This window comes from Ketogulonicigenium robustum (assembly GCF_002117445.1).
Classification (GTDB): Bacteria; Pseudomonadota; Alphaproteobacteria; order Rhodobacterales; family Rhodobacteraceae; genus Ketogulonicigenium; species Ketogulonicigenium robustum.
Genome location: NZ_CP019937.1, coordinates 198,068 through 223,380, shown reverse-complemented (window position 1 = coordinate 223,380; position 25,313 = coordinate 198,068). Strand labels below are relative to the sequence as shown.

The 25,313-nt window shown below is 62.5% G+C and carries 28 protein-coding genes; 18 read left to right on the top strand and 10 right to left on the bottom strand.

Features of this window, described 5'->3' with window-relative positions:
- Positions 1 to 55 precede the first annotated feature (55 nt).
- The 4 genes from rplT to pyk all read right to left on the bottom strand — a co-directional run bounded on the left by rplT (position 56) and on the right by pyk (position 2,465).
- Positions 56 to 418, bottom strand: a complete 363-nt coding sequence (gene rplT, locus BVG79_RS01180; RefSeq protein ID WP_085785285.1) for a 50S ribosomal protein L20 — start codon at positions 416 to 418, stop codon at positions 56 to 58.
- A 12-nt stretch (positions 419 to 430) separates the two neighbouring features.
- Positions 431 to 628, bottom strand: coding sequence for a 50S ribosomal protein L35 (gene rpmI, locus BVG79_RS01175; protein WP_085785284.1), 198 nt, complete (start codon positions 626 to 628; stop codon positions 431 to 433).
- Positions 629 to 759: 131 nt separating this feature from the next.
- Positions 760 to 990, bottom strand: coding sequence for a hypothetical protein (locus tag BVG79_RS01170; RefSeq protein ID WP_085785283.1), 231 nt, complete (start codon positions 988 to 990; stop codon positions 760 to 762).
- Positions 991 to 1,019: 29 nt separating this feature from the next.
- Positions 1,020 to 2,465 (bottom strand): pyruvate kinase, encoded by a 1,446-nt coding sequence (gene pyk, locus BVG79_RS01165; RefSeq protein WP_085787173.1) that lies wholly within the window; start codon positions 2,463 to 2,465, stop codon positions 1,020 to 1,022.
- Between the two features lie 167 nt (positions 2,466 to 2,632).
- Here pyk and BVG79_RS01160 point away from each other — a divergent pair, with 167 nt between their 5' ends.
- Genes BVG79_RS01160 through BVG79_RS01150 form a run of 3 tightly spaced genes read left to right on the top strand, consistent with a single transcriptional unit; the run spans position 2,633 to position 4,351 of the window.
- Positions 2,633 to 3,406, top strand: a complete 774-nt coding sequence (locus BVG79_RS01160; RefSeq protein WP_085785282.1) for an N-formylglutamate amidohydrolase — start codon at positions 2,633 to 2,635, stop codon at positions 3,404 to 3,406.
- On the top strand, positions 3,399 to 3,719 hold the full coding sequence (locus BVG79_RS01155; RefSeq protein ID WP_198167864.1) for a DUF1244 domain-containing protein: 321 nt from the start codon (positions 3,399 to 3,401) through the stop codon (positions 3,717 to 3,719). Before BVG79_RS01160 ends, BVG79_RS01155 begins: the two co-directional genes overlap by 8 nt.
- A complete protein-coding gene (locus BVG79_RS01150; RefSeq protein WP_085785281.1) occupies positions 3,716 to 4,351 on the top strand; it encodes a DUF5671 domain-containing protein in 636 nt (211 codons plus the stop codon). The genes BVG79_RS01155 and BVG79_RS01150 overlap by 4 nt, the downstream gene beginning before the upstream one ends.
- A gap of 68 nt (positions 4,352 to 4,419) precedes the next feature.
- Here the strand turns inward: BVG79_RS01150 and BVG79_RS01145 are convergent, their stop codons facing one another.
- Together BVG79_RS01145 and dgcA are read right to left on the bottom strand one after the other, a co-directional pair.
- Entirely contained in the window at positions 4,420 to 5,283 is an 864-nt protein-coding gene (locus BVG79_RS01145) for a D-amino-acid transaminase (protein WP_085785280.1), read from the bottom strand.
- Between the two features lie 7 nt (positions 5,284 to 5,290).
- Entirely contained in the window at positions 5,291 to 6,253 is a 963-nt protein-coding gene (gene dgcA / locus BVG79_RS01140; RefSeq protein ID WP_085785279.1) for an N-acetyl-D-Glu racemase DgcA, read from the bottom strand.
- A gap of 45 nt (positions 6,254 to 6,298) precedes the next feature.
- Between dgcA and BVG79_RS01135 the strand changes: the two genes are divergently transcribed.
- A complete protein-coding gene (locus BVG79_RS01135; RefSeq protein ID WP_085785278.1) occupies positions 6,299 to 7,072 on the top strand; it encodes a uracil-DNA glycosylase in 774 nt (257 codons plus the stop codon).
- Positions 7,069 to 7,602, top strand: a complete 534-nt coding sequence (moaB, locus tag BVG79_RS01130) for a molybdenum cofactor biosynthesis protein B (protein WP_085785277.1) — start codon at positions 7,069 to 7,071, stop codon at positions 7,600 to 7,602. Before BVG79_RS01135 ends, moaB begins: the two co-directional genes overlap by 4 nt.
- On the opposite strand, the gene BVG79_RS01125 is transcribed toward moaB, so the two are convergent.
- Positions 7,599 to 8,624 (bottom strand): NAD(P)/FAD-dependent oxidoreductase, encoded by a 1,026-nt coding sequence (locus tag BVG79_RS01125; protein WP_085785276.1) that lies wholly within the window; start codon positions 8,622 to 8,624, stop codon positions 7,599 to 7,601. The genes moaB and BVG79_RS01125 overlap by 4 nt on opposite strands.
- A 46-nt stretch (positions 8,625 to 8,670) precedes the next feature.
- Between BVG79_RS01125 and mnmC2 the strand changes: the two genes are divergently transcribed.
- The 7 genes from mnmC2 to BVG79_RS01090 all read left to right on the top strand — a co-directional run bounded on the left by mnmC2 (position 8,671) and on the right by BVG79_RS01090 (position 13,268).
- On the top strand, positions 8,671 to 9,345 hold the full coding sequence (gene mnmC2, locus BVG79_RS01120; protein ID WP_085785275.1) for a tRNA (5-methylaminomethyl-2-thiouridine)(34)-methyltransferase MnmC2: 675 nt from the start codon (positions 8,671 to 8,673) through the stop codon (positions 9,343 to 9,345).
- Positions 9,342 to 10,214 (top strand): DMT family transporter, encoded by an 873-nt coding sequence (locus BVG79_RS01115; RefSeq protein ID WP_085785274.1) that lies wholly within the window; start codon positions 9,342 to 9,344, stop codon positions 10,212 to 10,214. The genes mnmC2 and BVG79_RS01115 overlap by 4 nt, the downstream gene beginning before the upstream one ends.
- 268 nt (positions 10,215 to 10,482) lie before the next feature.
- Positions 10,483 to 10,680 (top strand): hypothetical protein, encoded by a 198-nt coding sequence (locus BVG79_RS01110; RefSeq protein ID WP_085785273.1) that lies wholly within the window; start codon positions 10,483 to 10,485, stop codon positions 10,678 to 10,680.
- An 87-nt stretch (positions 10,681 to 10,767) separates the two neighbouring features.
- Positions 10,768 to 10,965, top strand: a complete 198-nt coding sequence (locus tag BVG79_RS01105) for a heavy-metal-associated domain-containing protein (protein WP_085785272.1) — start codon at positions 10,768 to 10,770, stop codon at positions 10,963 to 10,965.
- Positions 10,966 to 10,971: 6 nt separating this feature from the next.
- The gene (gene cueR, locus BVG79_RS01100; protein WP_085785271.1) at positions 10,972 to 11,436 is read left to right on the top strand and encodes a Cu(I)-responsive transcriptional regulator; all 465 of its coding nucleotides are present in this window, start codon (positions 10,972 to 10,974) and stop codon (positions 11,434 to 11,436) included.
- A 231-nt stretch (positions 11,437 to 11,667) separates the two neighbouring features.
- Complete coding sequence (locus BVG79_RS01095) at positions 11,668 to 11,988, top strand: ArsR/SmtB family transcription factor (RefSeq protein ID WP_085785270.1); 321 nt, start codon at positions 11,668 to 11,670, stop codon at positions 11,986 to 11,988.
- A gap of 89 nt (positions 11,989 to 12,077) precedes the next feature.
- Positions 12,078 to 13,268, top strand: coding sequence for an MFS transporter (locus BVG79_RS01090; protein ID WP_085785269.1), 1,191 nt, complete (start codon positions 12,078 to 12,080; stop codon positions 13,266 to 13,268).
- Positions 13,269 to 13,299: 31 nt separating this feature from the next.
- On the opposite strand, the gene BVG79_RS01085 is transcribed toward BVG79_RS01090, so the two are convergent.
- A complete protein-coding gene (locus BVG79_RS01085) occupies positions 13,300 to 13,659 on the bottom strand; it encodes a protein tyrosine phosphatase family protein (RefSeq protein ID WP_085785268.1) in 360 nt (119 codons plus the stop codon).
- A 177-nt stretch (positions 13,660 to 13,836) separates the two neighbouring features.
- On the opposite strand from BVG79_RS01085, the gene cydD reads away from it, so the two are divergent.
- From cydD to cydX, 5 genes are all read left to right on the top strand, one after another.
- On the top strand, positions 13,837 to 15,504 hold the full coding sequence (gene cydD / locus BVG79_RS01080; protein ID WP_085785267.1) for a thiol reductant ABC exporter subunit CydD: 1,668 nt from the start codon (positions 13,837 to 13,839) through the stop codon (positions 15,502 to 15,504).
- Positions 15,501 to 17,183, top strand: coding sequence for an amino acid ABC transporter ATP-binding/permease protein (locus BVG79_RS01075; RefSeq protein ID WP_085785266.1), 1,683 nt, complete (start codon positions 15,501 to 15,503; stop codon positions 17,181 to 17,183). The genes cydD and BVG79_RS01075 overlap by 4 nt, the downstream gene beginning before the upstream one ends.
- Positions 17,184 to 17,271: 88 nt before the next feature.
- Positions 17,272 to 18,849: a cytochrome ubiquinol oxidase subunit I gene (locus BVG79_RS01070; protein ID WP_085785265.1), complete on the top strand. Its 1,578-nt coding sequence runs from the start codon at positions 17,272 to 17,274 to the stop codon at positions 18,847 to 18,849.
- Between the two features lie 6 nt (positions 18,850 to 18,855).
- Positions 18,856 to 20,007 carry a cytochrome d ubiquinol oxidase subunit II gene (gene cydB / locus BVG79_RS01065; protein WP_085785264.1) on the top strand — a complete coding sequence of 384 codons (1,152 nt, stop codon included), beginning with the start codon at positions 18,856 to 18,858 and terminating at the stop codon, positions 20,005 to 20,007.
- 14 nt (positions 20,008 to 20,021) lie between these two features.
- Entirely contained in the window at positions 20,022 to 20,132 is a 111-nt protein-coding gene (gene cydX / locus BVG79_RS01060; protein ID WP_085787171.1) for a cytochrome bd-I oxidase subunit CydX, read from the top strand.
- Between the two features lie 42 nt (positions 20,133 to 20,174).
- Here the strand turns inward: cydX and BVG79_RS01055 are convergent, their stop codons facing one another.
- Both BVG79_RS01055 and BVG79_RS01050 read right to left on the bottom strand, forming a co-directional pair.
- Positions 20,175 to 21,473 carry a Hint domain-containing protein gene (locus BVG79_RS01055; RefSeq protein ID WP_157115596.1) on the bottom strand — a complete coding sequence of 433 codons (1,299 nt, stop codon included), beginning with the start codon at positions 21,471 to 21,473 and terminating at the stop codon, positions 20,175 to 20,177.
- A 434-nt stretch (positions 21,474 to 21,907) separates the two neighbouring features.
- On the bottom strand, positions 21,908 to 23,746 hold the full coding sequence (locus tag BVG79_RS01050) for an ABC transporter ATP-binding protein (protein ID WP_085785263.1): 1,839 nt from the start codon (positions 23,744 to 23,746) through the stop codon (positions 21,908 to 21,910).
- 340 nt (positions 23,747 to 24,086) lie between these two features.
- Here BVG79_RS01050 and BVG79_RS01045 point away from each other — a divergent pair, with 340 nt between their 5' ends.
- Complete coding sequence (locus tag BVG79_RS01045) at positions 24,087 to 25,313, top strand: efflux RND transporter periplasmic adaptor subunit (protein ID WP_236951385.1); 1,227 nt, start codon at positions 24,087 to 24,089, stop codon at positions 25,311 to 25,313.

Below are 25,313 nucleotides of genomic sequence, written 5' to 3'. Positions count from 1 at the left end.
TAAAGGTCCGCGGCTTCCTGTTTGTCTTCAACCGGCCAGATGGCCGAAGAATAACTTACGCCAGCGCGGCCTTCGCCTTTTCGACGATGGCAGCAAACGTTTCGGGCTCGTGCACAGCCAGATCGGCCAGCACTTTGCGGTCCACTTCGATACCGGCCAGAGCCAGACCGTTGATGAACTTCGAGTAGTTCAGCGATTCATCCACCATGCGAACACCTGCGTTGATACGCTGGATCCACAGTGCGCGGAAGTTGCGACGACGGACGCGGCGGTCACGGGTCGCATATTGGTTGGCCTTGTCGACGGCCTGTTTCGCCACTTTGAACGTGCGGCGACGGTGGTCGTAATAACCTTTGGCCGCATCAAGAACTTTCTTGTGACGACGATGCGTGACGGTACCGCCTTTAGTGCGCGACATCTCAAGCTCTCCTTATGCGTAGGGCAGGAACTGCTTGACGATCTTCTCGTCAGCAGCGCAAAGAACCGTGGTGCCACGGGCATTGCGAATGAACTTGGTGGTGCGCTTGATCATGCCGTGACGCTTGCCGGCTTGGCCAGCAATCACACGGCCCGAGGCCGACACCTTGAACCGCTTTTTAGCGGCCGACTTGGTCTTCATCTTAGGCATTTCCGTCTCCTTCTTCGGGTCGGTGAGCGCGCGACTCGGTATGCCACTGGACCGGACGCGCGAAGGAAGTTGCCCTATAAGGCGGCTGGGAAAATCATGCAAGGGGGGCGGCAGCTTTTAAACCGGGGCCGTCACGTCTGATGCAGCAGGCTTGCAATAGCGCGGATGAAAATGGCGGGCAGCTGCGCCGGGGCATAGGCGGCGCCCTGCGTCAGCATCACCCCGACCACAAGGCAGACGCCCACCACGAAGACACCAAGGCCCATGCGGGCCAGCCTGTTGTCGGCCAGCCCTTTGATCAGTGAAATGGCCCCGAACCCCAGCAGAAGAACCCCGGATACGTAAATATAGTCAGGGTTCATTGGTCCTCCGGTATCTGCGGCTTAGTGCATCATGCCACGTCTGTGCCGTAGATCAAACGTTCATCACAGGGGGCGATGCGCAGAATATTGGTCGATCCGACGGTGTTGAACGGCACACCCGCGACGACCACGACGTGGTCGGTCTTGTCGGCCAGATTTTCCGCCAAAGCGATCCGCACCGCAGCCACCACGGCCGAGCGGAACTCGTCCACCGTTTCTGTCATGCGGCAGATCGTGCCCCAGCTGAGGCACATCATCCGTGCGGTGCGCACCAGCGGCGTCAGCACCAGAATCGGGGTGCGCGGACGCTCGCGCGCGACCAGATTGGCCGTCTTGCCCGAACGCGAATAGCAGCAGATCGCACGCACATCGGTGGTGTCGGCAATCTCGCGCGCGGCGGCCACGATGCCTTCGGCGATGCTCGAGCGGTCGACCATGCGGCTGGCATCCAGCAACTCGCGGTAGCGGGGGTCCTGCTCGACCTCGATGGCGACGTTCTCCATCGTCCGCACAGCTTCCAGCGGGAACTTACCGGCAGCCGACTCGGCCGACAGCATGACGGCGTCCGCGCCCTCGTAGATGGCGTTTGCAACGTCCGAAACCTCGGCCCGTGTGGGCATCGGGCTTTCGATCATCGATTCCAGCATCTGCGTCGCGACGATCACGGGCTTGGCCGCAGCACGGCAGGCGGCGATCAGACGCTTTTGGATAGGCGGCACGGCGGCAACGGGCAGCTCGACCCCCAAATCGCCACGGGCGACCATGATCCCGTCCGACACGGCCAGAATTTCGTCGAAATCATCGACAGCCGCAGGCTTTTCAATCTTGGCCAAAATCGCCGCGCGGCCCTTGGCCAGTGCACGGGCTTCTTCAACGTCGGCGGCGCGCTGCACGAACGACAGGGCCAGCCAATCCGCGCCCAGCGCACAGGCAAATTCCAGATCGACCCGGTCTTTTTGCGACAGTGCGGCCAGCGGCAGCACTACGTCGGGCACGTTCACGCCCTTACGGTTCGAAATCGCGCCGCCCACCACAACGGTACAATCGGCAAAATCGGCGCCACATTCGACGACCTTGAGGCGGATCTTGCCGTCATTCACCAGCAGCGATGCACCGGGGCGCAGCGCAGCGAAAATCTCGGGGTGGGGCAGTTGCACGCGCGTCACATCACCGGGGGTCGGGTCCAGATCCAAGCGGAACGCGGCGCCGACGGCCAGATCTTCGGGGCCGTCTGCGAAAGTGCCGACACGCAGCTTCGGCCCCTGCAGGTCAGCCAGCACGGCGATCGGCACGTTCAAATCCGCCTCGACCTGACGGATGATGTCGTATCGGGCCTTTTGTTCCTCATGGGTGCCGTGGCTCATGTTCAGGCGGAAGACATCCGCACCGGCTTCGACCAAAGCGCGGATCATGGCGTAACTGCTGGATGCAGGCCCCAGCGTGGCGACGATCTTTACATTGCGGTGGCGCTTCATGGTGTGGCTTTCCTTTGTCCCTGTCAGCGACCACACCGCTAGTATGGCCGCCCTTCCACGCTGATTGACGTTATCGCTAACTGTCTTGATTTCTTATTGCTCAATTCCAATTAAGGCTCAACAGGCGTATGGTCACCTTCTGCGTAACCCGGCTATGAAAAGGCAACATGACACCCGTTCAGGATAAAGTGACCGAGGCCTTCGAAATCGTCGGCGCGGCCCGCCCCGCGCGCTGGTTGATCACGTGCGATCACGCCACCAACCGCGTGCCGGACTGGGTTTCCGGCGGTGATCTGGGGCTGCCGGCAGCCGATATGGCGCGCCATATCGCCTATGATCCGGGCGCGGCAGGCGTCGCACGCGCGTTGGGTGATTTGCTGGATGCGCCGGTCGTGTTGTCGCGTTTTTCGCGTCTGGTGATGGACCCGAACCGAGGCGAGGACGACCCGACGCTGCTGATGCGCCTGTATGACGGCACCGTGATCCCTGCGAATCGCGCGGCAGACGCCGATGAACGCGGCCGGCGGCTGGATCGGCTTTACCGCCCGTATCACGCCGCAATTGACGCGTTGGCACAACGCCACCCCGATACGGTCATCGTCGCCATTCACAGCTTTACCCCGCAACTGCGCGCCCGCCCGCCGCGGCCGTGGCACATTGGGGTTTTGTTTGACGAGGCCGACCCGGCCCTGTCGCACGCCCTGATCGCGCAGTTGCAGGCCGAGGGCGACTTGGTCGTTGGCGCAAACCAGCCCTACAGCGGCCACCTGCCGGGCGACAGCATCGACCGCCATGCCCTGCAGGCGGGTCGCGCCAATACGCTGATCGAGATCCGCAACGACCTGATCGACGGCCCTGCCGCGCAAAGCCTGTGGGCCGCGCGCCTAGCGCCGCTTTTGCAAACTGCCCTCACCCAAGCCGAAGGAGGCCGCGATGCCTGATATCGACAATGCAACGCTGATCGAGATCGAAGCAGCCGCTTTCCGCCGCCTGCGCCAGCACCTGATGGAGGATCGCGCCGATGTGCAGAACATCGACCTGATGAATCTGGCGGGGTTCTGCCGCAACTGCCTGTCGCGCTGGATGGACGAAGCCGCCGCCGAACGCGGCATCACCATCGGCAAAGAGGCCGCGCGCGAAATGTATTACGGCATGCCGTATGAGGACTGGCGCAAGCAGCATCAAACCGCTGGCACACCGGAACAGCTGGCCGCCTTTGCCGCCAGCCACCCCGCGCCGGATGACAAGGCATGAGCAAATCCTCGCCCCTGTCGGATTTCGTCCGCGACGCCTTGGCCAAAGGCGCGGGCCGCACGGTCATCGAAAACCAGCTTCTTGCTGCGGGCTGGAGTGCGGGTGAAGTCAAAACCGCGCTGGCCGCATGGGGTGACCCCACCAACGTCATGCCTCCAGTGCCGCGCCCCATCCCCTCGCCCTCGGCGCGCGAGGCGCTGTTTTATACGCTGAAGTTTCTGGCCTTGTTGGTCGTCGTCTGGAACATCATCAACATCGGCTTCGACCAGATCGAATCGACTTTCGGCCCCCACGCTTTCCGCGTCTCGCGCTGGAGCATCGCTACGCTGATCGTCTTTGCCCCCGTTTTCGTGGGCCTGCACATTTATACTCAACGGCTGGTGCAGCGCGATGCGGGAACACGCCGGTCGAATGTGCGGATCTGGTTGGGTAACACCGGCCTATTCTTTGCCGCGCTCACAATTTTGGGGGTCACCACGGGGCTGTTGGGCGCGTGGCTGAACGGCGCGCTCGACCAGATGCTGGTGCTGCAAATGCTGCTGCTGGCCGTGGTCGCGGGCGCGGTGGCATTGTTCTTCCGCAGCGAGTTGGCGACGCCAGAACCCGCCCCAGCGCAAGACGGCACCGCCTAGGGCACACATGAAAAAGGCGGGGTCTTCCCCGCCTTTTCCGATCAGACTTTCGCGTCGGCTCTCGGCAGTTAAATGCCGGCCTTCAATGCCTCTTCGATGTAGATTTCACGCAGCCGCTGCGCGATCGGGCCGGGTTTGCCTGTGCCGACGGCCACGCCATCCACCTCGACCACCGGTGTGACGAAGGACGAGGCCGACGTTAGGAACGACTCGTCCGCCGCTTGGGCTTCGGCGATGGTAAAGGGGCGTTCTTCAACGGCGATTTGCGTCTCGGCCACATAGCGCAGCAGGGCGGCGCGCGTGATGCCGTGCAGGATGTCGGTCGACAGCGGGCGGGTGATGATGACGCCGTCCTTGACGATATAGACGTTGTTCGACGACCCTTCGGTCACGAAGCCGTCTTCGACGAACCATGCATCGTCGACATGCGCCTTCTTGGCCATCATCTTCGCCATCGAGGGGTAAAGCAGCTGCACCGTTTTGATATCGCGGCGGTGCCAGCGCAGTTCGGGAACCGAGATGACACGCACCCCGTGCAGCGCCGATTCCGACTGCAACACACCCGGCTTCGATTGCGTGTAAAGAACGACAGTCGGCTTGACCACGGCGGGATCAGGGAAGACGAAGTCGCGGTCACCCGGGTTCCCGCGCGAGACCTGCAGGTAGATGCCGCCGTCTTCGATGTCGTTACGCGCCAGCAATTCGCGGTGGATCGCCAGCAGCTCGCCCTCGGCAAAGGGGTTTTCGATGCCAATCTCGCCCAGCGAACGGGTCAGACGCGCCTCGTGTCCGGCAAAGTCCAGCAGCTTGCGGCCGACAACGGCGGTCACTTCGTACACCGCGTCGCCCATCACGAAGCCACGGTCGAAGATCGATACCTTCGCCTTGTCTTCGGGCAGATATTCGCCGTTCAGATATACAATACGGGTCATCTTGTTCCTATCCCCATAGATCCGCTTGCGGCGGGTGCACCCCTGCCGCGTCATAAAGCAAGCCTTGCGGGCGGTCTTCGGCCAGAAGCAAAGGCCCGTCAAGGTCAACATAAGCCGCACCTTGCGCCAGCAAAACCGCAGGCGCCATCGAAAGCGACGATCCGACCATGCAGCCGACCATGATTTTCAAGCCAGCTGCCTCGGCAGCGCGGCGCAGGGCAATGGCTTCGGTCAGCCCGCCAGTCTTGTCCAGCTTGATATTGACCACATCGTATTTGCCGACCAGATCCGTCAGTTCGCGCCGCGAATGGCTGGATTCATCGGCGCAGACCGGCAGAGGTCGCGCGATGCCGCGCAGCGCATCATCATTGACTGCAGGCAGGGGCTGCTCGACCAATTTGACGCCCAAATCAACCAGATGGGGGGCGAGGGCGATGTAGTCAAACACGCTCCAGCCTTCGTTTGCATCGACGATGATGGCAGGCCCCGGGGCCCCGCGCCGCACCGCTTGCAGGCGGGGCAGATCGTCCGGCGTGCCCAGCTTGATCTTCAGCAGGGGGCGGTGGGCGTTCTTCCGGGCGGCCTCCTCCATCGCATCGGGCGTATCGAGCGACAGGGTGTAGGCCGTAATCTGCGGCACGGGCTGGGGCAACCCCGCCAACTGCCAAACGGGCTTGCCCTGCATCTTCGCCTCGAGGTCCCAAAGCGCGCAATCGACGGCGTTGCGCGCGGCACCCGCAGGCAGTGCCTTCTGCAAATCCGCGCGGCTGATATCCGCCGGCAATGTGCGAATCTGGGCCCGAACCGACTCAACAGTCTCGCGATAGCGGGCGTAGGGCACACATTCGCCGCGCCCTGTAAAACCGCCGCGCATCACCTCGACCGTGACGACGTCGGCTTCGGTTTTTGCGCCGCGACTGATGCGGAACGCCGATGCCAACGCAAATCGCTCGACTTGAATGTTTATCATGCAGACCCCCTGCCCTTTTCCTTCTTTCCTGCCTATCCTGCGCGCATGGATTCTGCACCGGATTTCTTTGCGGCACGTGACATGCTGGCCTGGCTGGTCGAACTGGGCGCCGACGAGGCGATCGGCGACGCGCCGGTCAACCGTTACGCGTTGCCCGCCGAAACCCCGAAGGCCGTGCAGCCAGAAGCAGCGCCTACCCCCACACTTGCCCCACCGCCCACCATCGACCCCGTGGCCGAAGCCATAGCCGCCGCAGCTGCCGCCCACACGCTAGGGGATCTGGCCGCGCAGATGGCCGCCTATGCGCATTGCGACCTGCGCCAAGGGGCGCGCAATCTGGTTTTTAGCGACGGGCTGCCCAGCGCGCGCGTGATGATCATCGGCGAAGCCCCCGGCCGCGACGAGGATCGCGAGGGACGACCCTTCGTCGGGCGCGCGGGCCAGTTGCTGGACAAGATGTTCGCGGCCATCGGGCTGGCCCGCAGCGCGCAAATGGCGGATCAGGGTCTGTATATCACCAATGTTCTGCCGTGGCGGCCGCCCGAAAACCGCACCCCGAATGATGCGGAAATTGCCATGATGCTGCCGTTTTTGCAGCGCCATATCGAACTGGCCGCCCCCGAGTTCATCGTGCTGATGGGCAATACCCCGTGCAAGGCGCTGCTGGGGCAGGCCGGCATCTTGCGCCTGCGGGGTACTTGGGGCGCGGTGCAGAACATTCCCACCCTTCCCATGACCCACCCCGCCTATCTGCTGCGCGAACCCGCCGCCAAGCGCGAGGCCTGGGCCGACCTTTTGTCCCTGAAAGCCCGCCTATGACCGACCGCGCGTTTATACCCCTGTCGATTGCCGTTCTGACGGTGTCCGACACCCGCACATTGGCCGATGACCGCTCGGGTGATGTTCTGGTGCAGCGCCTGCACGATGCCGGCCACACCCTTGTCGCCCGCGCGATTATGCCCGACGACCGCACGTCGATCGCCGACCAGCTGCGGGCGTGGTGCGCCGACCCGGCAATCGACGTGGTAGTCAGCACCGGCGGCACCGGCCTGACCGGCCGCGATGTGACGGTCGAGGCTCACCGCGATGTGTATGAGAAAGAAATTGACGCCTTCGGCACCATCTTTGCGCTGATCTCGTTTCAAAAAATCGGCACATCCGCCGTGCAAAGCCGCGCGACGGGGGGCGTGGCGCAGGGCACCTACATGTTCGCGCTGCCGGGCAGCCCCTCGGCCTGCAAAGACGCCTGGGACGGCATTTTGGCCGCGCAGCTGGACTATCGTCACAAGCCCTGCAACTTCGTCGAAATCATGCCGCGCCTTGACGAACACCTGCGCCGCAAGGGTTAAAAGCCGAAGCCTGCGGGGATATTATCTACCCCCTCCAACACCAGATCTGCCATCACCTTGCCGACCATCGGGGCCACGCCAAAGCCGATTTTGAACCCGCCGTTTGCCACAAACACGCCCGGCTGCAGTGGGTGTGCTGCCAGCAGCGGCGCCCGTGATCGGGCCTTGGGCCGCACCCCCGCCCAGCGTGAGGTCACCTGCGCGTCGGCCAGCACCGGCACCAAAGCGCGCGCCTTGGCGATCAGCGCGTCCAACTGGTCATCGGTCGCGGTATCGTCATCCCACGCGTTTTCGGACGTCGACCCGATGGCGGTTGTCCCGTCGGCATGGGGCACGACATGCAGCGCATCGGTGAAAAGCTGCGGCTGATCGCGCAAGTCCAACGCGAACACCGCCGCCTGCCCCTTGACGCCGCCGCCCGCGCTGCGCCCCATGGCCAAGGTCAGGTCCTGCAGGCCCGCATAGCCCGTCGCCCACACCACAGCGCCCGTCGCCACACCATCCGCCGCGATGACACCGCCTTTGGCCACAATAGCCGCCGCCAGCGCATGCACCGCCCGCAAAGGCGCGATCCGCGCCGTGAGACTGTCGAACACGGCCAGCCCCGTGGGCGATGTCACGCCCCACGGCCCGCCCGCCAGCGCCTCGACCCGCCAAATGGCGGCATCGCCCCATAACTGTTCGGCCCCAGCCACGCGCGCCCGCGCCAGATCAACGGCATGCGCGTCGGCCAAGGGCTGAATGCGGCCCAGCCGCGCGTAGCCGCTGTCCAAACCACCTACGACAGCGACCTCGGCCCAGTAGCGTTCCGCCATCAGCAGCGCGTCCAGCTGGAACTGCTTTTTGGGGTTCCACTGGTCCGGCACATGGGGGGCCAGTGCGCCGACCACCCCGCCACTTGCGCCAGCGCCCACGCCAAACGGGTCGATCACCTGCACCTTGGCCCCGCGCTGCACCATGGCCCATGCGCAGGACAGGCCGAACACACCCGCCCCCATCACGGTTACATCATAGCTTGCCATTTAAGCCCCTTCGGCAGATTGTGCGGCCATTCTAAGGCAGGCTTCCATGGACAACCAGCACGCACACATCACGTGGCGCGACGGGACCATTCCCGTATCGCAGCGTTTCGACGACCCGTATTTCTCGCTCGACAACGGGCTAGAGGAAACGCGCTATGTTTTCCTGCAAGGGAACGACCTGCCCGCGCGGTTCACCGGCGACTTCCACATCGCCGAGTTGGGCTTTGGCACAGGCCTGAACTTTCTGGTGACGCTGCAGGCTTGGCGGCGTGCTGGCGCGCAGGGGCACCTGCGTTTCACCACGTTCGAGGCCTTCCCCATGGCCCCCGCCGACCGCGCCCAAGCGCTGGCCGCCTTCCCCGAGATCACCGCCGAAGCCGCCGAGCTGACCGCCGCCCTTGCAGCCGGCAACAGCGCGACATTCGACGGGAACGTCAGCTTGAACGTGATCGTGGGTGACGCACGGCAGACCCTGCCCGCATGGCAGGGCGCGGCGGATGCGTGGTATCTGGACGGGTTTTCCCCCGCCAAGAACCCCGAAATGTGGGATGCCGCCCTGCTGACCGAGGTCGCCCGCCACATGCGCCCCGACGGCACACTGGCAACCTACGCCGCAGCGGGCTTCGTGCGGGCCAATCTGGCTGCGACGGGGCTTGAGGTCACCCGCCTGAAGGGGTACGGGCGCAAGCGTCACATGACAACAGCCCGGTTTCCCCGATGACAACCCAGAATACCCGCCTCGGCATTGCGCTGATGGTGATGACGACCATTGTTTTCTCGCTTCAGGACGGCCTCTCGCGGCAGTTGGCGGGGGAATACAACGTGTTCATGATCCTCATGATCCGTTACATCTTTTTCGCGGTTTTCGCACTGGCCATCGCACGCGCGCAGGCTGGTTCTATGGCCGCTGCCATCCGCACGCACCACCCCATCTGGCAGACCGTTCGCGCGCTGCTGCTGATCGCCGAAATGGCGGTGATGGTCTATTCGTTCAAACTGCTGGGCCTGATCGAGACCCACGCCGTCTTTACCAGCTACCCGCTGATCGTCGCCGCCCTCTCGGGGCCGATCCTACGCGAGAAGGTCGGCTGGCGGCGCTGGACGGCGATCATGATCGGCTTCGTTGGCGTGCTGATCATTTTGCAACCAGGGCAGCACGTGTTCAGCACCACCGCGCTGCTACCGTTGCTGGCCGCCACCTTGTTCGCCATCTACGGCTTGCTGACGCGGTATGTCAGCCGCAAAGATAGCGCGAATACCAGCCTTGTGTGGACAGCCGTTGTCGGCGCCATCTGCGCTACCGCAATCGGCGTTTTCAACATCGACCCGATGACGCCGCATGACTGGCTTTTGATGCTCGCGCTGAGTGTGTGCGGGATGATTTCGCACTGGATGCTGATCAAATGCTACGAGGTTGCCGAGGCGTCCGCCGTGCAGCCCTTCGCGTTTTTGCAGGTGGGATTCGTCAGCCTGATCGGGCTTTTCTTCTTTAACGAGACGCTGGAACACCGCGTGATCATCGGCGGGGCCATCGTTTTGGCCGCAGGCCTTTTTACGCTGCTGCGCGAGCGCGCGAAGGCCAAAGCCTGATCTACTGGCGCATAACGCTCTGAATTCGCACCTCAATACGGCCCTGCAGTGTGAACTGCGGGGCCATTTTTTTGCCTTTCCGACTTTTTTAGTCAGCCGTGAAAGGCCGATTAAATTAGTCAACTATTTGTTTTTAAACGATTTTTTTCAAAGACTCCCTTGACGCAGTTTTAGAAGAGTTCTAGATAGGGTGTACCAGCAAGCCAGCAGCGCCTTTCGGCAACGCCAGCCAGCCAGACAATGAACGCCAGCAAAAGGATGAACCCAGATGGCACACAGCAATTGCAACGCCTGCGCCTTCTACGAGGATCACGCGGCCAATTCCGATAGCAAGCTTCAAAACGCCGGCCTGTGTCGCGCGAACCCGCCCATCAGCCAGCCCGCCGCCGAAACCCGTGGTTTCTGGCCGGTCGTCAGCGCCAATGACTGGTGCGGTAAATTCAGCGGCGCCGTCGCAGCTGAATAAATTCTTCTTTGGGCCTTCTTGCCCCTTGACCTTCCCACGGTGGCAACCCCCATCTTAGGGAACGTGGACAAGGGCAAGGAGGCTCTCATGAAGTTTCGCGTTGAAAATATGACCTGCGGCGGCTGCGCCCGCGCTGTGACCGCCGCGATCCGCGAGATCGACCCCGATGCGGTCGTGAACGCCGCACCTGCCGACCGCCTGATCGACGTGACCTCGCGCGCGGATGCGGCGCAGATCAGCGCCGCGTTGGACGAGGCTGGTTTTCCCGCCATTCCCTCCGCCTGACCTGCCATGAATATCGGCGAAGCAGGGGCGCAGACGGGCCTTTCGGCAAAAATGATCCGTTACTACGAACAAGTCGGCCTGATTGCGCCAGCGGCGCGGTCAGTTGCCGGCTATCGTCATTACGGCCCCAAAGATATCGAGGCGCTGCGCTTTATCAGTCGCTGCCGCCATATGGGGTTCGGCATCGACCAGATCCGCGACCTTCTGGGCCTGTGGCGCGATCCCCACCGTGCCAGCGCCGATGTGAAGGCCCTAGCGACCAGCCACGCCGAAGCACTGGCGCGCCAAGCCGCCGAGTTGCTGGAGATGAGCGATGCGCTGGGCCGTCTGGCCGCCAGCTGCCACGGCGACGGCAGCCCAGATTGCGCCATATTGGACGAATTCGCGACGGCGCCCGCCCACGCGCAAGCCCCGATCAGCCCGCCGCGCTTTGGCGTCAACGGACAAAACCGCGGACGCACGCCAGCGTAAAATTGCCGATTGCCCGGCGCGACCGGCACGTTTTAGACCCATCAAAAGAAGGTATCCGCCCGAATTAAAACCATTTTTCACCGCACCGGCGTATCTTGGCTTACTTACCCGATATATAAAATAACCCGCTGGTGAAACGGCACAGAAATGAAGATACTCGGGGGCCTGCGCTGTCGCCTTGCGCCGCAGCATGCGCCCCTGAAAACTTCACAGAACTGTAGCTAAGAAAAAATGGTATTTGAGATCAATATCGACCCCGAGGCCATGCGCGGCTCGGCCGATGATGCAAGCGAACTGCTCAAGTCATTGGCGAACCGACATCGGCTGCTGATCCTCTGCCAGTTGGCCGAGGGCGAGAAGTCGGTCGGGCAGCTGGCCGAATTTCTGGGGATCCGCGACTCGACAGTATCACAGCACCTAGCGCTTTTGCGGCGCGACCGGATCATCATCGGCCGACGCGATGGCCAAACGATCTGGTACCGCATCGAAAGCGAAGCGGCACAAAAAGTGGTCCTGATGCTTTACGAAACATTTTGTGCCGAAGCGGCCTAGCTTTGCCGGAACGATCCTGTCAGTGATGGATCATGGCCCCTGCAAAGGCCGTGTGACGCCAGACAGATAGATCGAACCGACACCGCACTATGGCAAAGACACCGGATACCCTCTTATTCCGGCACAACTTGGTTGTGCTGACGACCGCACAGGCTTTGGGGGCTGCGTCCCCGCCGATTATTATTTCGCTAGGCGGATTGATCGGGCAACAGCTATCCAGCACACCGGCGCTGGCGACATTGCCGGTCAGCCTGTTCAATTTGGGGCTGGCGCTGGGAACACTGCCCGCGGCATTCCTGATGCGCCGTTGTGGGCGGCAGGCCGCGTATATGATCGGGGCGCTGGTGGCGATCATCGGGGCGCTGGTGGCGTTCGCGGGGGTTTATACACAGAACTTCACCACCTTCTGTTTGGGCACATTAATCGCCGGCTACTACGCCGCGAACGTGCAAAGCTACCGCTTTGCCGCCACCGACAGCGCGACCGAGGCCCAGCGCGCCAAGGCCATTTCGTGGGTGATGATCGGCGGCCTGATCGCTGCGGTCGTCGGCCCCCAAACCGTCATCTGGACGCGCAACGCCTTTGGCGGCGTGCCGTTTGCGGGCAGTTTTCTGGCGCAAGCCGTGTTGGCCATACTGGCGATGATCGTGCTGACGCGCCTGCGCCCGACCGCGCCGCACACGCCGCAGCCAACAGATGCCCCGGCGCGGTCGGTCGGGGAAATGCTGCGCACGCCGCGTTTCCTGCTGGCGCTGGCGTCGGGGCTGGTCACTTACGGGTTGATGGTCTTTGTCATGACAGCCGCGCCCATCGCGATGGTTGGGCATGGCCATGGGGTCGATGCTGCGGCCTTGGGCATCCAATGGCACGTCTTGGCGATGTTTCTGCCCAGCCTTGTCACCAGTCGCCTGATGGCGCGTTTTGGTACCGAACGCATGACGGCGGCCGGTCTGGTCATTATCGGGCTATCGGCGATCGCGGCGCTGGGGGGCTTTGGCTTGGTGAACTTCTATGGCTCGCTGGTTTTGCTGGGGATCGGCTGGAACTTCGGCTTCATCGGGTCGACCGCGATGTTGACCGCCGCCCATGCCCCGTCCGAACGCGCACGCGCCCAAGGGCTGAACGACTTTGTCATCTTCGGCACGGTCGCCATCGCCTCGTTCTCGTCGGGGGCACTGCTGAATGCCTCGGGGTGGGTCGTGATCAACTGGATGATCTTCCCCGCCATCGCGCTGGTGCTGGCGCCGCTGGTGTGGCGGATAGGGCGCAAGACGGCGTGAAAAAGGGGGCCACGCGCGCCCCCTTTTGCATTTACTTCGCGGCCTCATACAGCACGCCTGCGCGGGTGCCCGACCGGCAATAGCCCAGGATCGGCTTGGGCGCGGCGGCCAGAAACGCCTTCATCTCGGCCACTTGTTCGGGCGTTGCGCCCACACCACCCACAACAGGAATATGCGCAATCTGCAGACCCTGATCGGCGGCCGCCGCAGCGATCTGCGCGAAATCGGGCTGGCCCGGGTCTTCCATGTCGGGGCGCGTGCAAACCAGCGCCTTGTAGCCCAGCTGCGCGATGGCGGCGACATCCTCGACGCTGATCTGGGCCATGGTCGAGAAGTCGTCGTCGATGTGGCGGATTTGCAGCCCTGCCGCGTCGTGATCCGAATGTGCCATTGAATCTCTCCTCAAAATGCATTCGCGCCGTGGGCGCTGACTGATCGCTACCACCATATGCCCCTGATTGGCCATCTGGAAACACCTACGCGCGCCCGCAGCTAAGGGGTCGATTTCGCTTGCCCCTGCGCAAAAAAGCGGTGAAAAATAAGGCGCACAACGACCAGCGAGCAAGCCATGCGCCCCAGCCGTTCGGTTCACAAGGAACATCACCACAGTGGCAACCCCGCCAAGAGGGGTGGGGCCGATGTGCTTCCGACCGTTTCTGGCCTTCTTTGGATTGCACAAGCCGCCTGCATCGCCATGGCGATCGGGGGAATCGCTGCCGGTGATTTTTCGCGTTTGGCGCCGCTGGCTGCGGGTGTCTTTGCCGTTGGCGCGCTGCGCGCGTTTCTTGATAGTTGGGGAACGCGGCTATCATTCGCCGCCGCGCGGCGGCGCTTGCATCAGCTGCGGGCGAACGCAATCTCGGCCCTGACTGCCCAGTCGCCGCTGGATCGCGGCCGGCAGGAATCGGGCGCGGCGGCCAGCATCATCGCCGAACAAGCCGAGGCGATCGTGCCCTATCTGGCGCGGTTCCGCCCGATCCGGCTGAAGGCTGCCGTTGTGCCGCTGGTGTTCTTCTTCACCATCCTGCCGCTGTCATGGGCTGCCGCGCTGGCGCTGCTGATCTGCCTGCCGGTCATTCCCGTCTTCATGGCCCTCATCGGTTGGCGCGCCGAGGCCACCAGCCGCACCCAAATGGTCGAGCTCGGCACGATGAACGCCTTTTTGCTCGACCGTCTGCGCGGTCTTGCGACGATCCGGGGCCTTGGCGCGGTCGAGGCGACGGCCCAGCGCATCCATACCCATGCCGAACAGTTGCGCGAAAAAACGATGGCCGTGCTGCGCATCGCCTTCATGACATCCGCCGTGATGGAGCTATTTTCGGCCCTAGGGGTCGCAATGGTTGCCGTTTACGTCGGCTTCCACCTGCTGGGCGAGCTGCCCTTTGGCGCGTGGGGCGGCCAGCTGACACTGACACAGGGCATGTTCATTCTGCTGCTGGCCCCCAACTTCTTTGAGCCTTGGCGCGAGATGTCTGCCGTCTGGCACGATCGCGCAGCGGGCGAGGCTGCGATGAAAGCCCTCGCCATGCAAACCGACGCGCAGGGCCAGCCGCTACCCACCGGCCCCGTCAGCGCGCTGGGCGCTGCGCCTGCCATTGCCATCGATGGCTTGGCATTTTCACATGACGGCGCCCCTGCCCCCGTGTTCCACGACCTGAACCTGCAGATCGCGGCGGGGGAACATGTGGCGATCCTTGCGCCCAGCGGCGGGGGGAAATCCACGCTGCTGGCCCTAATCGCTGGCCTTGCCAGCCCAACGGCGGGGCGCATCAGCATCGGCGATGCCACCCCCGCCGGTGCGCGCGCCAGCATCGCTTGGGTGGGCCAGAACGCCCATATGTTCGCTGGCAGCCTGCAGCAGAACATCACGCTGGGCCGCCCCATGGCACAGTGCACTGTGGATGCGGCTTTGAAACAGGCGCAGCTAGGCCGTGTCGCGGCGTTGCACGGGCACGGTGCGATTGGCGAAGACGGCGTCGGCCTGTCCGGCGGCGAGGTGCTGCGCCTGTCGCTGGCCCGCGCCCTCGCGCGCGAGGATACGCACCCCGCGCAGATCATTCTTGCGGACGAGCCGACCGCCCATCTGGACCCCATCACCGCAGCGGATGTAACCGATAGCCTGATCAAGGCCGCGCAGGGCAAAACGCTGGTCGTTGCCACGCATGACCCGCTGCTTGCGCAGCGCATGGGGCGCACCATCCGCCTTGCGCCACCACGGTTGGAGGATGCGGCATGAAGCACCCCGCCATCCGCGACCTTACGCCCGTATTGCGGCTGTTCATCCAACAACAGCGCAAGGCGATGATTCAAGGCGGGCTTTTGGCCGCCGCCACTGCGTTGGCTGGCACGGCCCTTTTGGGTCTATCGGGCTGGTTCCTGACAGCAGCCGCCATTGCGGGGCTATCGGTCGCGGCGATTGCCGCATTCGACGTCTTCATGCCTTCCGCGTCGATCCGGCTGCTGGCGCTGGCGCGCACCGCATCGCGCTATGGCGAGCGGGTGGTGACGCATGACGCCACATTGCGCGTCTTGGCCAGCTTGCGCGCGCGGCTGTTCCGCGGCTGGGCCACGCCCGGCGCGGCGGGGCGGCTAATCCTGCGGCCCGCGCGGCTGCTGTTCCGGCTGACGCATGATATAGACGCCCTCGACGGGTTATATCTGCGCGTGCTGGTACCCGCGTTCGCCGCCGGTGCGGTGGCGCTGGTTGCGGGTGTGGTGCTGGGGGTGCTGAATGTCTGGCTGGGGTTGGGGGTTGTTGCAGTACTGATCGCTGCCGGCATCGCCATTCCCGCCGCCGCTGCCCGCAGCGCTGCCGCGAACACCCTGTACCGCGCCCGCATGGTCGAGGCGAACCGCGCTCGCACCATCGACCTTGTGCAGGGGCAAACCGCCCTGATCATGACCGGCCGGATGCAGGCGCAGGCCGACGCAATCCTGCAGGCGGACGCACGGCTAGCCCGTGTTGACCAAAAGTTGAACAACACCGAAGCCACTGCGACACTTGCGTTCGGGCTGGTCGCAGCGGCCGTTTTGGCGGGTGTCTTGCTGGTCGCAGGGCACTTGGTTCAAGCCGGAAATATCGGGGCAGCGCCTGCGACACTGGCCGTTCTGCTGGCCTTCGCCGCAGTCGAACCGTTCGGCGCACTGCGGCGCGGTGCGATGGAATTGCCACGCATTCGAATGGCAGCGCGGCGCCTGCGCCCACGCTTGCAAGACACGGCGCCATTGCCCGAATACCCGCGGCCGCCCGCAGGGACCGCAGCCGAGCTGGCAGCGGTGACGCTTGCCCAATCTGGCGCGGGTCAGCCGCGACTGGATACCATCAACCTGTCGATAGCCGCCGGACAAACCGTTGCAATCATTGGCCCTTCTGGGGCGGGAAAGTCGAGCCTGCTGGCTATATTGGCGCAAGAAGTTACGCCGACATCGGGCGTAGCCGCCGTTGCGCCGACAGCACTGATGACACAGCGCAACCAGATTTTCGCCGACACGCTGCGCGAAAACCTGCGCCTCGCCGCGCCCACGGCCAGCGATGAGGCACTGACCGATGCGGCGGCAGCTGCCGGACTGTCGCAGTTACCAGGCGGGCTCGACACCGTCATCGGCGAGGGCGGCTTGGGTATATCTGGCGGGCAGGCGCGCCGGCTGGCACTGGCCCGCATGATCCTGCGCGACGCCCCGATCTGGTTGCTGGACGAGCCGACCGAGGCCCTCGACAGCGGCACCGCGCGCGACGTTATCACGCAATTACAACGCTTGACCGACGACAGAACCGTAGTAATCGCAACCCATATCAGGCGCGAGGCCGCATTTGCCAACCGCCTTATCGTCATGGAGGGCGGCCGCATTGTCGCCAGCTATGAAAAGGCCAGCCCCGCGTTTTCCAGTGCGCTGGCCCTGCTGCGCCCGGACTGAACGCGCAGCCCTATCAGCCAGATGCCCAGCCATTCTGCTGGACATCCAGTGTGCATAACGCCGGCTTTGCGCCGGGAAAGGCATAGTGATGGAATTTGATATTGTAACTCTATCGCGCCTGCAGTTCGCGCTGACAGCGCTTTACCACTTTTTATTCGTCCCGCTGACGCTGGGCTTGTCTATCTTGCTGGCCATCATGGAAACGGTCTACGTGATGACTGGCCGCAAAATCTGGCGCCAGATGACCAAATTCTGGGGCACGCTGTTCGGCATCAATTTCGTGCTGGGCGTGGCAACAGGTATCGTCATGGAATTCCAGTTCGGCATGAACTGGAGCTATTTTAGCAACTATGTCGGCGACATTTTCGGCGCCCCCCTTGCGATCGAGGGGTTGATGGCATTCTTCATGGAGGCGACGTTCGTCGGCCTCTTCTTCTTTGGTTGGGACAAGATGTCGAAGGTCGGCCACCTGATGGCCACCTATGCCGTTGCCATCGGGTCGAATTTCTCGGCCCTGTGGATCCTGATCGCCAATGGTTGGATGCAGCACCCCGTAGGCGCCGAATTCAATCCCGACACCATGCGAATGGAAGTCACCAGCTTTTTCGAGGTGCTGACCAACCACGTCGCACAAACCCGCTTCGTGCACACCGTTTCGGCGGGCTATGTGACGGCCTCGGTCTTTGTGCTGGGGGTTTCGGCGCTGTATCTGCTGCGGGGCAAATTTGTCGATCTGGCCAAGCGGTCGATGACGATTGCAGCATCCTTCGGGCTGCTGGCGTCGATTTCGGTCGTCGTGCTGGGGGATGAAAGCGGCTATCTGGTGTCATCCAACCAAAAGATGAAAATGGCCGCGATCGAGGGGATGTGGGAAACCCAGCCCGCACCGGCATCTTTCACGCTGGTCGGCATTCCCGACATGAACGAACGCACCACGCATTTTGGCGTCCATATTCCGTGGGTTATGGGGCTGATCGGCACGCGTTCGCTGACCACCGTAATCCCCGGCATCGACCAGCTGCTGGCCGAGAATGAACAGCGCATTCGTCTGGGCCTGAACGCCTATGACGCGCTGCAAGACTATCGCGCCACCCCCGTCGGTGAAACCGTCGCCCCCGAGGTTGCAGCGCGGTTTGATACCTACAAAGACGACATGGGCTATGCCCTGCTGCTGCTGAAATACGTCGATGACCCGCGCACAGCCACCGACGCGCAGATCGAGGCGGCGGCGTGGGATACCGTGCCTTACGTGCCCGTGCTGTTCTGGGCCTTCCGTGGCATGGTGGGGATCGGCTTCTTCAACGTGGCGCTGATGGCGGGGTTCTTCTTCCTGTCGGCCCGCCGCCAGTTGGACAAACGCCGCTGGCCGCTGAAAATCGCCGTCGCCGCCATGGCGTTGCCGTGGATCGCGGCCGAGCTAGGTTGGATCGTCGCCGAATTCGGCCGCCAGCCTTGGGCAATCGACGGCATTTTGCCGACGGTTGCGGCGGTGTCGCATCTGACGGTTCCCACAGTCTTGCTGACCATCGTCGGCTTTACCGCAATCTACTCGGTTCTGCTGGTGATCGAGGTGCGCCTGATGCTGGCCGCGATCCGCAAAGGCCCCCAACCCGACGAAGAACCCGAAGCGCCCCTGTGGGGCCGTAACCCAGTTCCGGCGGAGTAACCTGTTATGATCTTACATGAATTGATCACCTATGACACGCTGCGCCTGATCTGGTGGGTGCTGTTGGGCGTTTTGCTGATCGGCTTTGCCCTGATGGACGGGTTCGATCTGGGCGTGGCGATGCTGCTGCCTTTCGCGGGCAAAACCGATATCGAACGGCGCATCGTCATCAACACCGTCGGCCCCGTATGGGAAGGTAACCAAGTTTGGCTGATCTTGGGCGGCGGCGCGATTTTCGCCGCATGGCCGCTGCTTTATGCGGTGTCGTTCTCGGGGTTCTACTTGGCCATGTTTGCGATTTTGGCCGCGCTGATCCTGCGGCCCGTCGGGTTCAAATACCGGTCCAAGCGCGAAAGTGCGCGGTGGCGCCGCAACTGGGACTGGGCGCTGTTTATTGGCGGGTTCGTCCCTGCCCTGATCTTCGGCGTCGCCATTGGGAATGTGCTGCAAGGTGTGCCGTTCCGGCTGGGCTCGGATCTGCGCATTTTCTACGAGGGCAGCTTCTTCGCCCTGCTGAACCCGTTCGCGCTGCTGTGCGGCTTGCTGTCGGTCACGATGCTGATCATGCACGGCGCGAACTGGATGATCCTGAAAACCGAAGGCGACATTCGCGCACGCGGCCGCGTCTTCGGCCGCTGGGCGTCGATCGCCACGCTGGTGATTTATGCGCTGGGGGGGCTTGCCCTTTGGGCGTTCGTTGGGGGGTATCAGGTCACCAGCACATTCGCGCCTGACGGTCCGTCGAACCCGCTGGGGAAAACGGTGGCCGTTGCAGGGGGCGCGTGGTTTGCAAATTACGCCGCCCACCCGTGGACAATCATCGCCCCCGTTTTGGGGCTGCTGGGGCCGCTGGTCGTGCTGCTTGCGCTGCAATTGCGGCGCGAGATTTTGGCCATGGCGGGTAGCGCAATGGCCATTTTGGGCATCATCGCGTCCGTCGGGCTTTCGATGTTCCCGTTCATCCTGCCCTCGTCAATTCAACCCGAGGCCAGCCTGACCGTGTGGGATTCGTCCTCCAGCCATATGACGTTGTTCATCATGCTGGTGGTCACAGCCATCTTCCTGCCGCTGATCTGCGCCTACACCACATGGGCCTACAAACTGTTGTGGGGCAAGGTGCGCGAGAAAGACATCACCGACGGCGGCCATGCTTATTAGAAAGGACAAATGACATGTGGTATTTTGCTTGGATTTTGGGCCTTCCTTTGGCCGTCACCTTCGCCGTTCTGAACGCCATGTGGTTTGAACTGGTCGATGACGGATCGAAGAAAAAGCAAGACTAGAACGCCAAAGGCCCCCGCCATCGCGGGGGCCTTTTTCATGCCTTAATCTGCGGCGTAGCAGCTGGCAGTCAACACCTCGCGCGCATCGCGCCCACGCAACGCCGGACGGGCCATGACGGGACTAAAATCAGGATCATCGACCCCGGGCACGACCTGCCGCACCTCGGCCATCAGGCGCGGGTTCAGCGTGCGGCGGGTGTAGTCGCCCAAGAAGAAGCTCTCGCTGGGGGCGCCATTTGCGAAAATCACGGAATGCGCATCCAGCAAGATATGGTAATATGTCACCTCGGTCGCATCTTGCATGACGCTGACGCCAGGCAGGTTGGTCATGTGCTTGGCCGCAATGAACGCTTCGTCGTTGCCCGTCGCAGCGTGCACGGCATCGCCGGACACAACCATGCGGTGCTGCGGCGATACGGTTAGATCCGTGTGCGGCATACCGGCCCCCAGCGCCCCCTTGGCAATGCGCACGGGCAGCATATTGGGGCGCATATCCAGCATGGCCGCGTCCAGATGCGACCTGCCTACCCACTTGATAGGCTGCAGCCCCTTGTCTTTCGTCAGCACCAGATCGCCCGCCCGCAGGTCTTGCACGGGCACAGCGCCGCGGCCCGTGGTGATCAAGGTGCCTTCGGCAAAGCAGGGGTCGGTGTAGGTCCCGACGCTGGTGTTCCACAACAGCCAGGCGCTACCTTGGTTGGCAATGCCACCCTGCCCCGCCTTGTCGGTGAATTCGGCGTATTCTTTTTGCGACATGCCTATACGTACGCTGACGTCTTCATATACCAGCCCCAGTTTCGCCAGCAGATTCACCAACAAACTATCCGCTGTGCGGCCTAGGGTCAGAACTTCGGACGCGGCATTGTAATTTCGCACCGCTAGATGCCCGCCGTTCAGGATGAACTGGTCCTTGGCGCCCATCCCCGACACGTTAAAGAAAGTGTGCCCCAGCACCGCGATATTCGCAGGCGTGTAGTTGAAAACGCCTGCCCCGGCGCCTGTAAACGTCACATCATAACTAGGCGTCAGCAGCACGCCCAATGCCGTCACACCAGCGGCATGGAAGTCGATCTTACTGGTGTCGCCAACGACAAAATCCATTCCCGACAGCAGATTAAGGCCTAGCAAACCAGACTCGATCGTCAGCGATGCCCCGTTTTGGGTTTGCCACGTCACGTTCGAGGCGACGTTCAAGTTCAACAAAATATTGCTGGATTTGAAATCGACGCCATCGACGATGATGGTCGCACTGCCCAGCAGGTTCAGGTTCAAAAGGTTTGGATCATTAACGTTTTGTGCATTGATGACATAAGTTCCACCATCGATAATACTAATCGCCATAAGCTACCCTCGCACGCGCATTGAATCACGGAACACCAAAACATTCCCTTTAGCACACGGCGGCAGATAGGCCCTTAAGGCAATTTGGCTGATGCAAAATTGGTTAACAATTAATCGTAGATTATCCGATATATACGGCAGAATAGAGATTATAATTTCACATATAAAATTATATTTATCAGTGCATTATAACGACACCTCGCATAGTGTCGACATCACCCGCGACCAGCGCAAGACGCATAACCATTCGCCAAATTGGTTAACGCATTCAGAACCAACCTACGCGAGTCTGAATAATAATAGCACCCAATCGCAGATACGCACATCCTCACCCTCGACATGGTGAGAGCAAGACGAATCGCGCGACGAGGCAAAAAAGAACGCCGCCCCGAAGGGCGGCGCATTTATTAACGATGTACTGACACCCCGACCTGTCAGCTTTCGTCGTCACTGGGCAGGAAGCCACCCGATTGCCGCGCCCACAGGCGGGCGTAAATACCGCCCAACTCCAGCAATTGCGCGTGGGTGCCTTCCTCGACGATCTGCCCCTTGTCCATGACGATCAGGCGATCCATCGCCGCGATGGTCGACAGGCGGTGAGCAATGGCAATCACCGTTTTCCCTTCCATCAAGCCGGTTAGCTGTTCCTGAATCGCGGCCTCGACCTCGGAATCGAGGGCGGATGTCGCTTCGTCCATCACCAGAATCGGGGCGTTCTTCAGGGCGACCCGCGCGATGGAAATGCGCTGGCGTTGACCGCCGGACAGCTTCACGCCGCGTTCGCCGACCTGTGCATCCAGCCCGCCACGCCCCTTGCTGTCGGTCAGGCGGGTGATGAAATCCTCGGCCTCGGCCAGACGGACGGCGGCCATGATCTCCTCGATCGAGGCATCGGGGCGGCCGTAGGCGATGTTGTCACGGATCGTGCGATGCAGCAGCGACGTGTCTTGCGTCACCACCCCAATCGCGGCGCGCAGCGAATCCTGCGTGACGGTGGCGATATCTTGGCCATCAATCAGAATCTGCCCAGACTTCACATCGTGAAAGCGCAGCAGCAGGTTGACCAAGGTCGATTTACCCGCGCCCGACCGCCCGACAAGGCCGATCCGCTCGCCGGGTTTGATCACCAGATTCAGGTCGTTGATCACCCCCGAGGTCGAGCCATAGTCGAAGCCGACGTGATTAAAGGCGACCTCGCCTTGATGAACCACCAGCGGCTTTGCGGCGGGGGCATCAACGACCTTACGCGGCACAGCCAGCGCCGAAATGCCATCGCGCACCGTGCCGACGTTTTCAAACAGCGCCGCAAATTCCCACATGATCCAGTGCGACATGTTCCCCATGCGCAGCGCCAGCGGCACGGCAATCGCCAACGCCCCGACCGGCACCGCACCGCGCATCCACAGGAAAATGCCAAGGCTGGCCACGGTTGCGGTCAGCAGCGCGTTCAGCACCGCCAGCGAAACGTTCTGAATGGTCGACAGGCGCATCTGCGCATGCACCGTGCCCAGAAACTCGTCCATACTCTCGCGGGCAAAGGCTTCCTCGCGCGAGGAATGCGAGAACAACTTCACCGTGGTGATGTTGGTATAGGCATCGACGATGCGGCCCGTCATGGCCGCGCGGGCATGGGCCTGCGCCTCGGACACGCGGCCGATTTTCGGCACGACCCAGCGCAACAGCAGGCCATACACGATGCCCCACGCCAAAAACGGCAACGCCAGCCGCCAATCGCTAGAGGCCGCCAAAATCAGCGCGCCGCTGAAATAGACCAGCACATAGACCAGCACGTCGACGATTTTCATCGCCACCTCGCGCACGGCCAGTGCGGTCTGCATCACCTTGGTCGAAACACGCCCGGCGAATTCGTCTTGGAAATAGCTGAGCGACTGCCCCAGCATCCAGCGGTGCGCCTGCCAACGGATCCGTTGCGGGTAGTTCCCCAACAGGGTCTGGTGCATGACAAGCGAGCCCAGCGCCTGGATCAGCGGTGAGATCAGCACCAACACCAGCCCGGCCAACACAAGGGTGCGCCCCTCGTTCTGCCAAAAGGCATTCGGCTCGGCGCCGGCCATACGGTCGATCAACGCGCCAAGGTAACCGACCAGCGCGACCTCGATCAGCGCTGTCAGGGCGGATACGACGCCCAGCAGCACGATCCACGGCAGCAGGCCGCGCGAATAGTGCAAGATGAACGCCCAGAACCGTTGGGGCGGCATCTGCGGGGTATCGGTAGGATAGGGGTCGACGCGGGTTTCAAACCAACGAAACATGGGCACACCTTCGGGTGGTCAGGACGGATTCCCGACCTTTATTTTCTACGGGACGGCCCTGCTACCATGGTGACACGGGCCAGACCAGCACCTTTTCCCCGCAATGGCAGGACGGCAGACGCGGGGGTTACGAACAGCCACGATAGCATCGCTTTGCGACGGTTTGGCGACCCGCACCGCATCAATTTACCAGCTGGGGTTGCACGAATAATAAGCCCGCACCGCGCAGATTTGTTTAACACGCTTTTTTCACTACCCCCGCGACGGAAATGCAGGGCATATCCGTTCAAGCTAGACCAACGTCAGACCTATCCATCCGCGCCCGACGGGGATGAGCCTTATGACCCGCAAGCCCGAGAGCCAGATGAAGCCAACCTTGCCCCTCCGCCACCTGTTAACCCCGCTTGCCATACTGCTGCTGTCGGCCGGAATGGCCATTGCCCAGCCCATGGGCGGGGGCGGTGGTTTCGGCGGGCGCAGTGCTGGGCCGACGCAGGTTGGTGTGGTCACAGCCGCCGTTGAAACCGTCGCCCTGACCGAGGTGATCCCCGGCCGTGCGGTGGCTTTTCAGGAATCCGCCGTGCGCCCGCGCGTGGGCGGGATGATCACCGAAATTCTCTATGTCTCGGGGCAGGACGTGACGGTAGGCACGCCGCTATTTCGCATCGAAAGCGACACCTACGAGGCTGCCGTCCTGAGCGCCGAAGCAACCCTGACGCAGGCCACCACCGCGCGCGACAATGCCGCAACCAACCTGCAGCGGCTGGAGCAACTGTCGAATAACAACGCCGCCACCCGCACCGATATGGATGGCGCGCGGGCGACATTTGCCGCCGCGCAGGCTACACTGGTCAACGCGCAAAACGCGCTGGATGATGCGCAGCGCGAATTAAAATGGACCACCGTCAGCAGCCCGATTGACGGCATCGCGGGGCTGCCTGCCATCACCGTGGGCGACATCGTCACCGCAAATCAAACCACCGGTCTGGTCAACGTGACCCGCATCGACCCAATTTATGTCGATTTGACCGAACCCGCAGCGCGCCTGCTGTCGGTGCGCACCCAGATCGAACAGGGCCAGCTCTCGCCCAAAGATACCGTCGATGTGACTCTGACGCTGGATGACGGGCGATCGACCAGCTTCACCGGCGCGCTTGTCGCCCCCGAAGTGGCAATCTCGCAAACCACCGCATCGCAAACCATCCGGTTCCAATTCGACAACCCGCAGCGGCGCATATTGCCCGGCATGTTCGTGCGCGGCGAAATCACCATCGGCTCGACCGATGCCGTGCTGGTGCCCCAACGCGCCACATCGCGCGCGAATGACGGATCGTTGACCGTGTGGGTCGTGGGAGCTGGCAATAAATCCGAACAGCGCACGCTGACGTCAATGGGGGTCACGCGCAACAGCTGGATCGTAACCGAGGGTCTGATTGCGGGCGACCAGATCATCGTCGACGGGCTGTCGAACATGCAAGCCGGCCGCGATGTGGTGCCCGTTCCTGTCACCATCAACGCGCTAGGGCTTGTCGAGGATGTCCCCGCCACCCCGCAAGGCGGGAACTAA

What these genes read in the sequence shown, in the direction of transcription:
- BVG79_RS01070 (WP_085785265.1), top strand. Translation starts at nt 17,272, where the DNA reads ATGGAATTTGATATTGTAACTCTATCGCGCCTGCAGTTCGCGCTGACA.
- BVG79_RS01105 (WP_085785272.1), top strand. Translation starts at nt 10,768, where the DNA reads ATGAAGTTTCGCGTTGAAAATATGACCTGCGGCGGCTGCGCCCGCGCT.
- moaB (WP_085785277.1), top strand. Translation starts at nt 7,069, where the DNA reads ATGACCGACCGCGCGTTTATACCCCTGTCGATTGCCGTTCTGACGGTG.
- BVG79_RS01045 (WP_236951385.1), top strand. Translation starts at nt 24,087, where the DNA reads ATGACCCGCAAGCCCGAGAGCCAGATGAAGCCAACCTTGCCCCTCCGC.
- cydB (WP_085785264.1), top strand. Translation starts at nt 18,856, where the DNA reads ATGATCTTACATGAATTGATCACCTATGACACGCTGCGCCTGATCTGG.
- cydX (WP_085787171.1), top strand. Translation starts at nt 20,022, where the DNA reads ATGTGGTATTTTGCTTGGATTTTGGGCCTTCCTTTGGCCGTCACCTTC.
- cueR (WP_085785271.1), top strand. Translation starts at nt 10,972, where the DNA reads ATGAATATCGGCGAAGCAGGGGCGCAGACGGGCCTTTCGGCAAAAATG.
- BVG79_RS01050 (WP_085785263.1), bottom strand. Translation starts at nt 23,746, where the DNA reads ATGTTTCGTTGGTTTGAAACCCGCGTCGACCCCTATCCTACCGATACC.
- BVG79_RS01055 (WP_157115596.1), bottom strand. Translation starts at nt 21,473, where the DNA reads ATGGCGATTAGTATTATCGATGGTGGAACTTATGTCATCAATGCACAA.
- BVG79_RS01160 (WP_085785282.1), top strand. Translation starts at nt 2,633, where the DNA reads ATGACACCCGTTCAGGATAAAGTGACCGAGGCCTTCGAAATCGTCGGC.
- cydD (WP_085785267.1), top strand. Translation starts at nt 13,837, where the DNA reads ATGCGCCCCAGCCGTTCGGTTCACAAGGAACATCACCACAGTGGCAAC.
- BVG79_RS01110 (WP_085785273.1), top strand. Translation starts at nt 10,483, where the DNA reads ATGGCACACAGCAATTGCAACGCCTGCGCCTTCTACGAGGATCACGCG.
- BVG79_RS01125 (WP_085785276.1), bottom strand. Translation starts at nt 8,624, where the DNA reads ATGGCAAGCTATGATGTAACCGTGATGGGGGCGGGTGTGTTCGGCCTG.
- BVG79_RS01145 (WP_085785280.1), bottom strand. Translation starts at nt 5,283, where the DNA reads ATGACCCGTATTGTATATCTGAACGGCGAATATCTGCCCGAAGACAAG.
- BVG79_RS01155 (WP_198167864.1), top strand. Translation starts at nt 3,399, where the DNA reads ATGCCTGATATCGACAATGCAACGCTGATCGAGATCGAAGCAGCCGCT.
- BVG79_RS01095 (WP_085785270.1), top strand. Translation starts at nt 11,668, where the DNA reads ATGGTATTTGAGATCAATATCGACCCCGAGGCCATGCGCGGCTCGGCC.
- BVG79_RS01150 (WP_085785281.1), top strand. Translation starts at nt 3,716, where the DNA reads ATGAGCAAATCCTCGCCCCTGTCGGATTTCGTCCGCGACGCCTTGGCC.
- BVG79_RS01090 (WP_085785269.1), top strand. Translation starts at nt 12,078, where the DNA reads ATGGCAAAGACACCGGATACCCTCTTATTCCGGCACAACTTGGTTGTG.
- dgcA (WP_085785279.1), bottom strand. Translation starts at nt 6,253, where the DNA reads ATGATAAACATTCAAGTCGAGCGATTTGCGTTGGCATCGGCGTTCCGC.
- mnmC2 (WP_085785275.1), top strand. Translation starts at nt 8,671, where the DNA reads ATGGACAACCAGCACGCACACATCACGTGGCGCGACGGGACCATTCCC.
- BVG79_RS01115 (WP_085785274.1), top strand. Translation starts at nt 9,342, where the DNA reads ATGACAACCCAGAATACCCGCCTCGGCATTGCGCTGATGGTGATGACG.
- BVG79_RS01170 (WP_085785283.1), bottom strand. Translation starts at nt 990, where the DNA reads ATGAACCCTGACTATATTTACGTATCCGGGGTTCTTCTGCTGGGGTTC.
- BVG79_RS01085 (WP_085785268.1), bottom strand. Translation starts at nt 13,659, where the DNA reads ATGGCACATTCGGATCACGACGCGGCAGGGCTGCAAATCCGCCACATC.
- BVG79_RS01075 (WP_085785266.1), top strand. Translation starts at nt 15,501, where the DNA reads ATGAAGCACCCCGCCATCCGCGACCTTACGCCCGTATTGCGGCTGTTC.
- BVG79_RS01135 (WP_085785278.1), top strand. Translation starts at nt 6,299, where the DNA reads ATGGATTCTGCACCGGATTTCTTTGCGGCACGTGACATGCTGGCCTGG.
- pyk (WP_085787173.1), bottom strand. Translation starts at nt 2,465, where the DNA reads ATGAAGCGCCACCGCAATGTAAAGATCGTCGCCACGCTGGGGCCTGCA.
- rplT (WP_085785285.1), bottom strand. Translation starts at nt 418, where the DNA reads ATGTCGCGCACTAAAGGCGGTACCGTCACGCATCGTCGTCACAAGAAA.
- rpmI (WP_085785284.1), bottom strand. Translation starts at nt 628, where the DNA reads ATGCCTAAGATGAAGACCAAGTCGGCCGCTAAAAAGCGGTTCAAGGTG.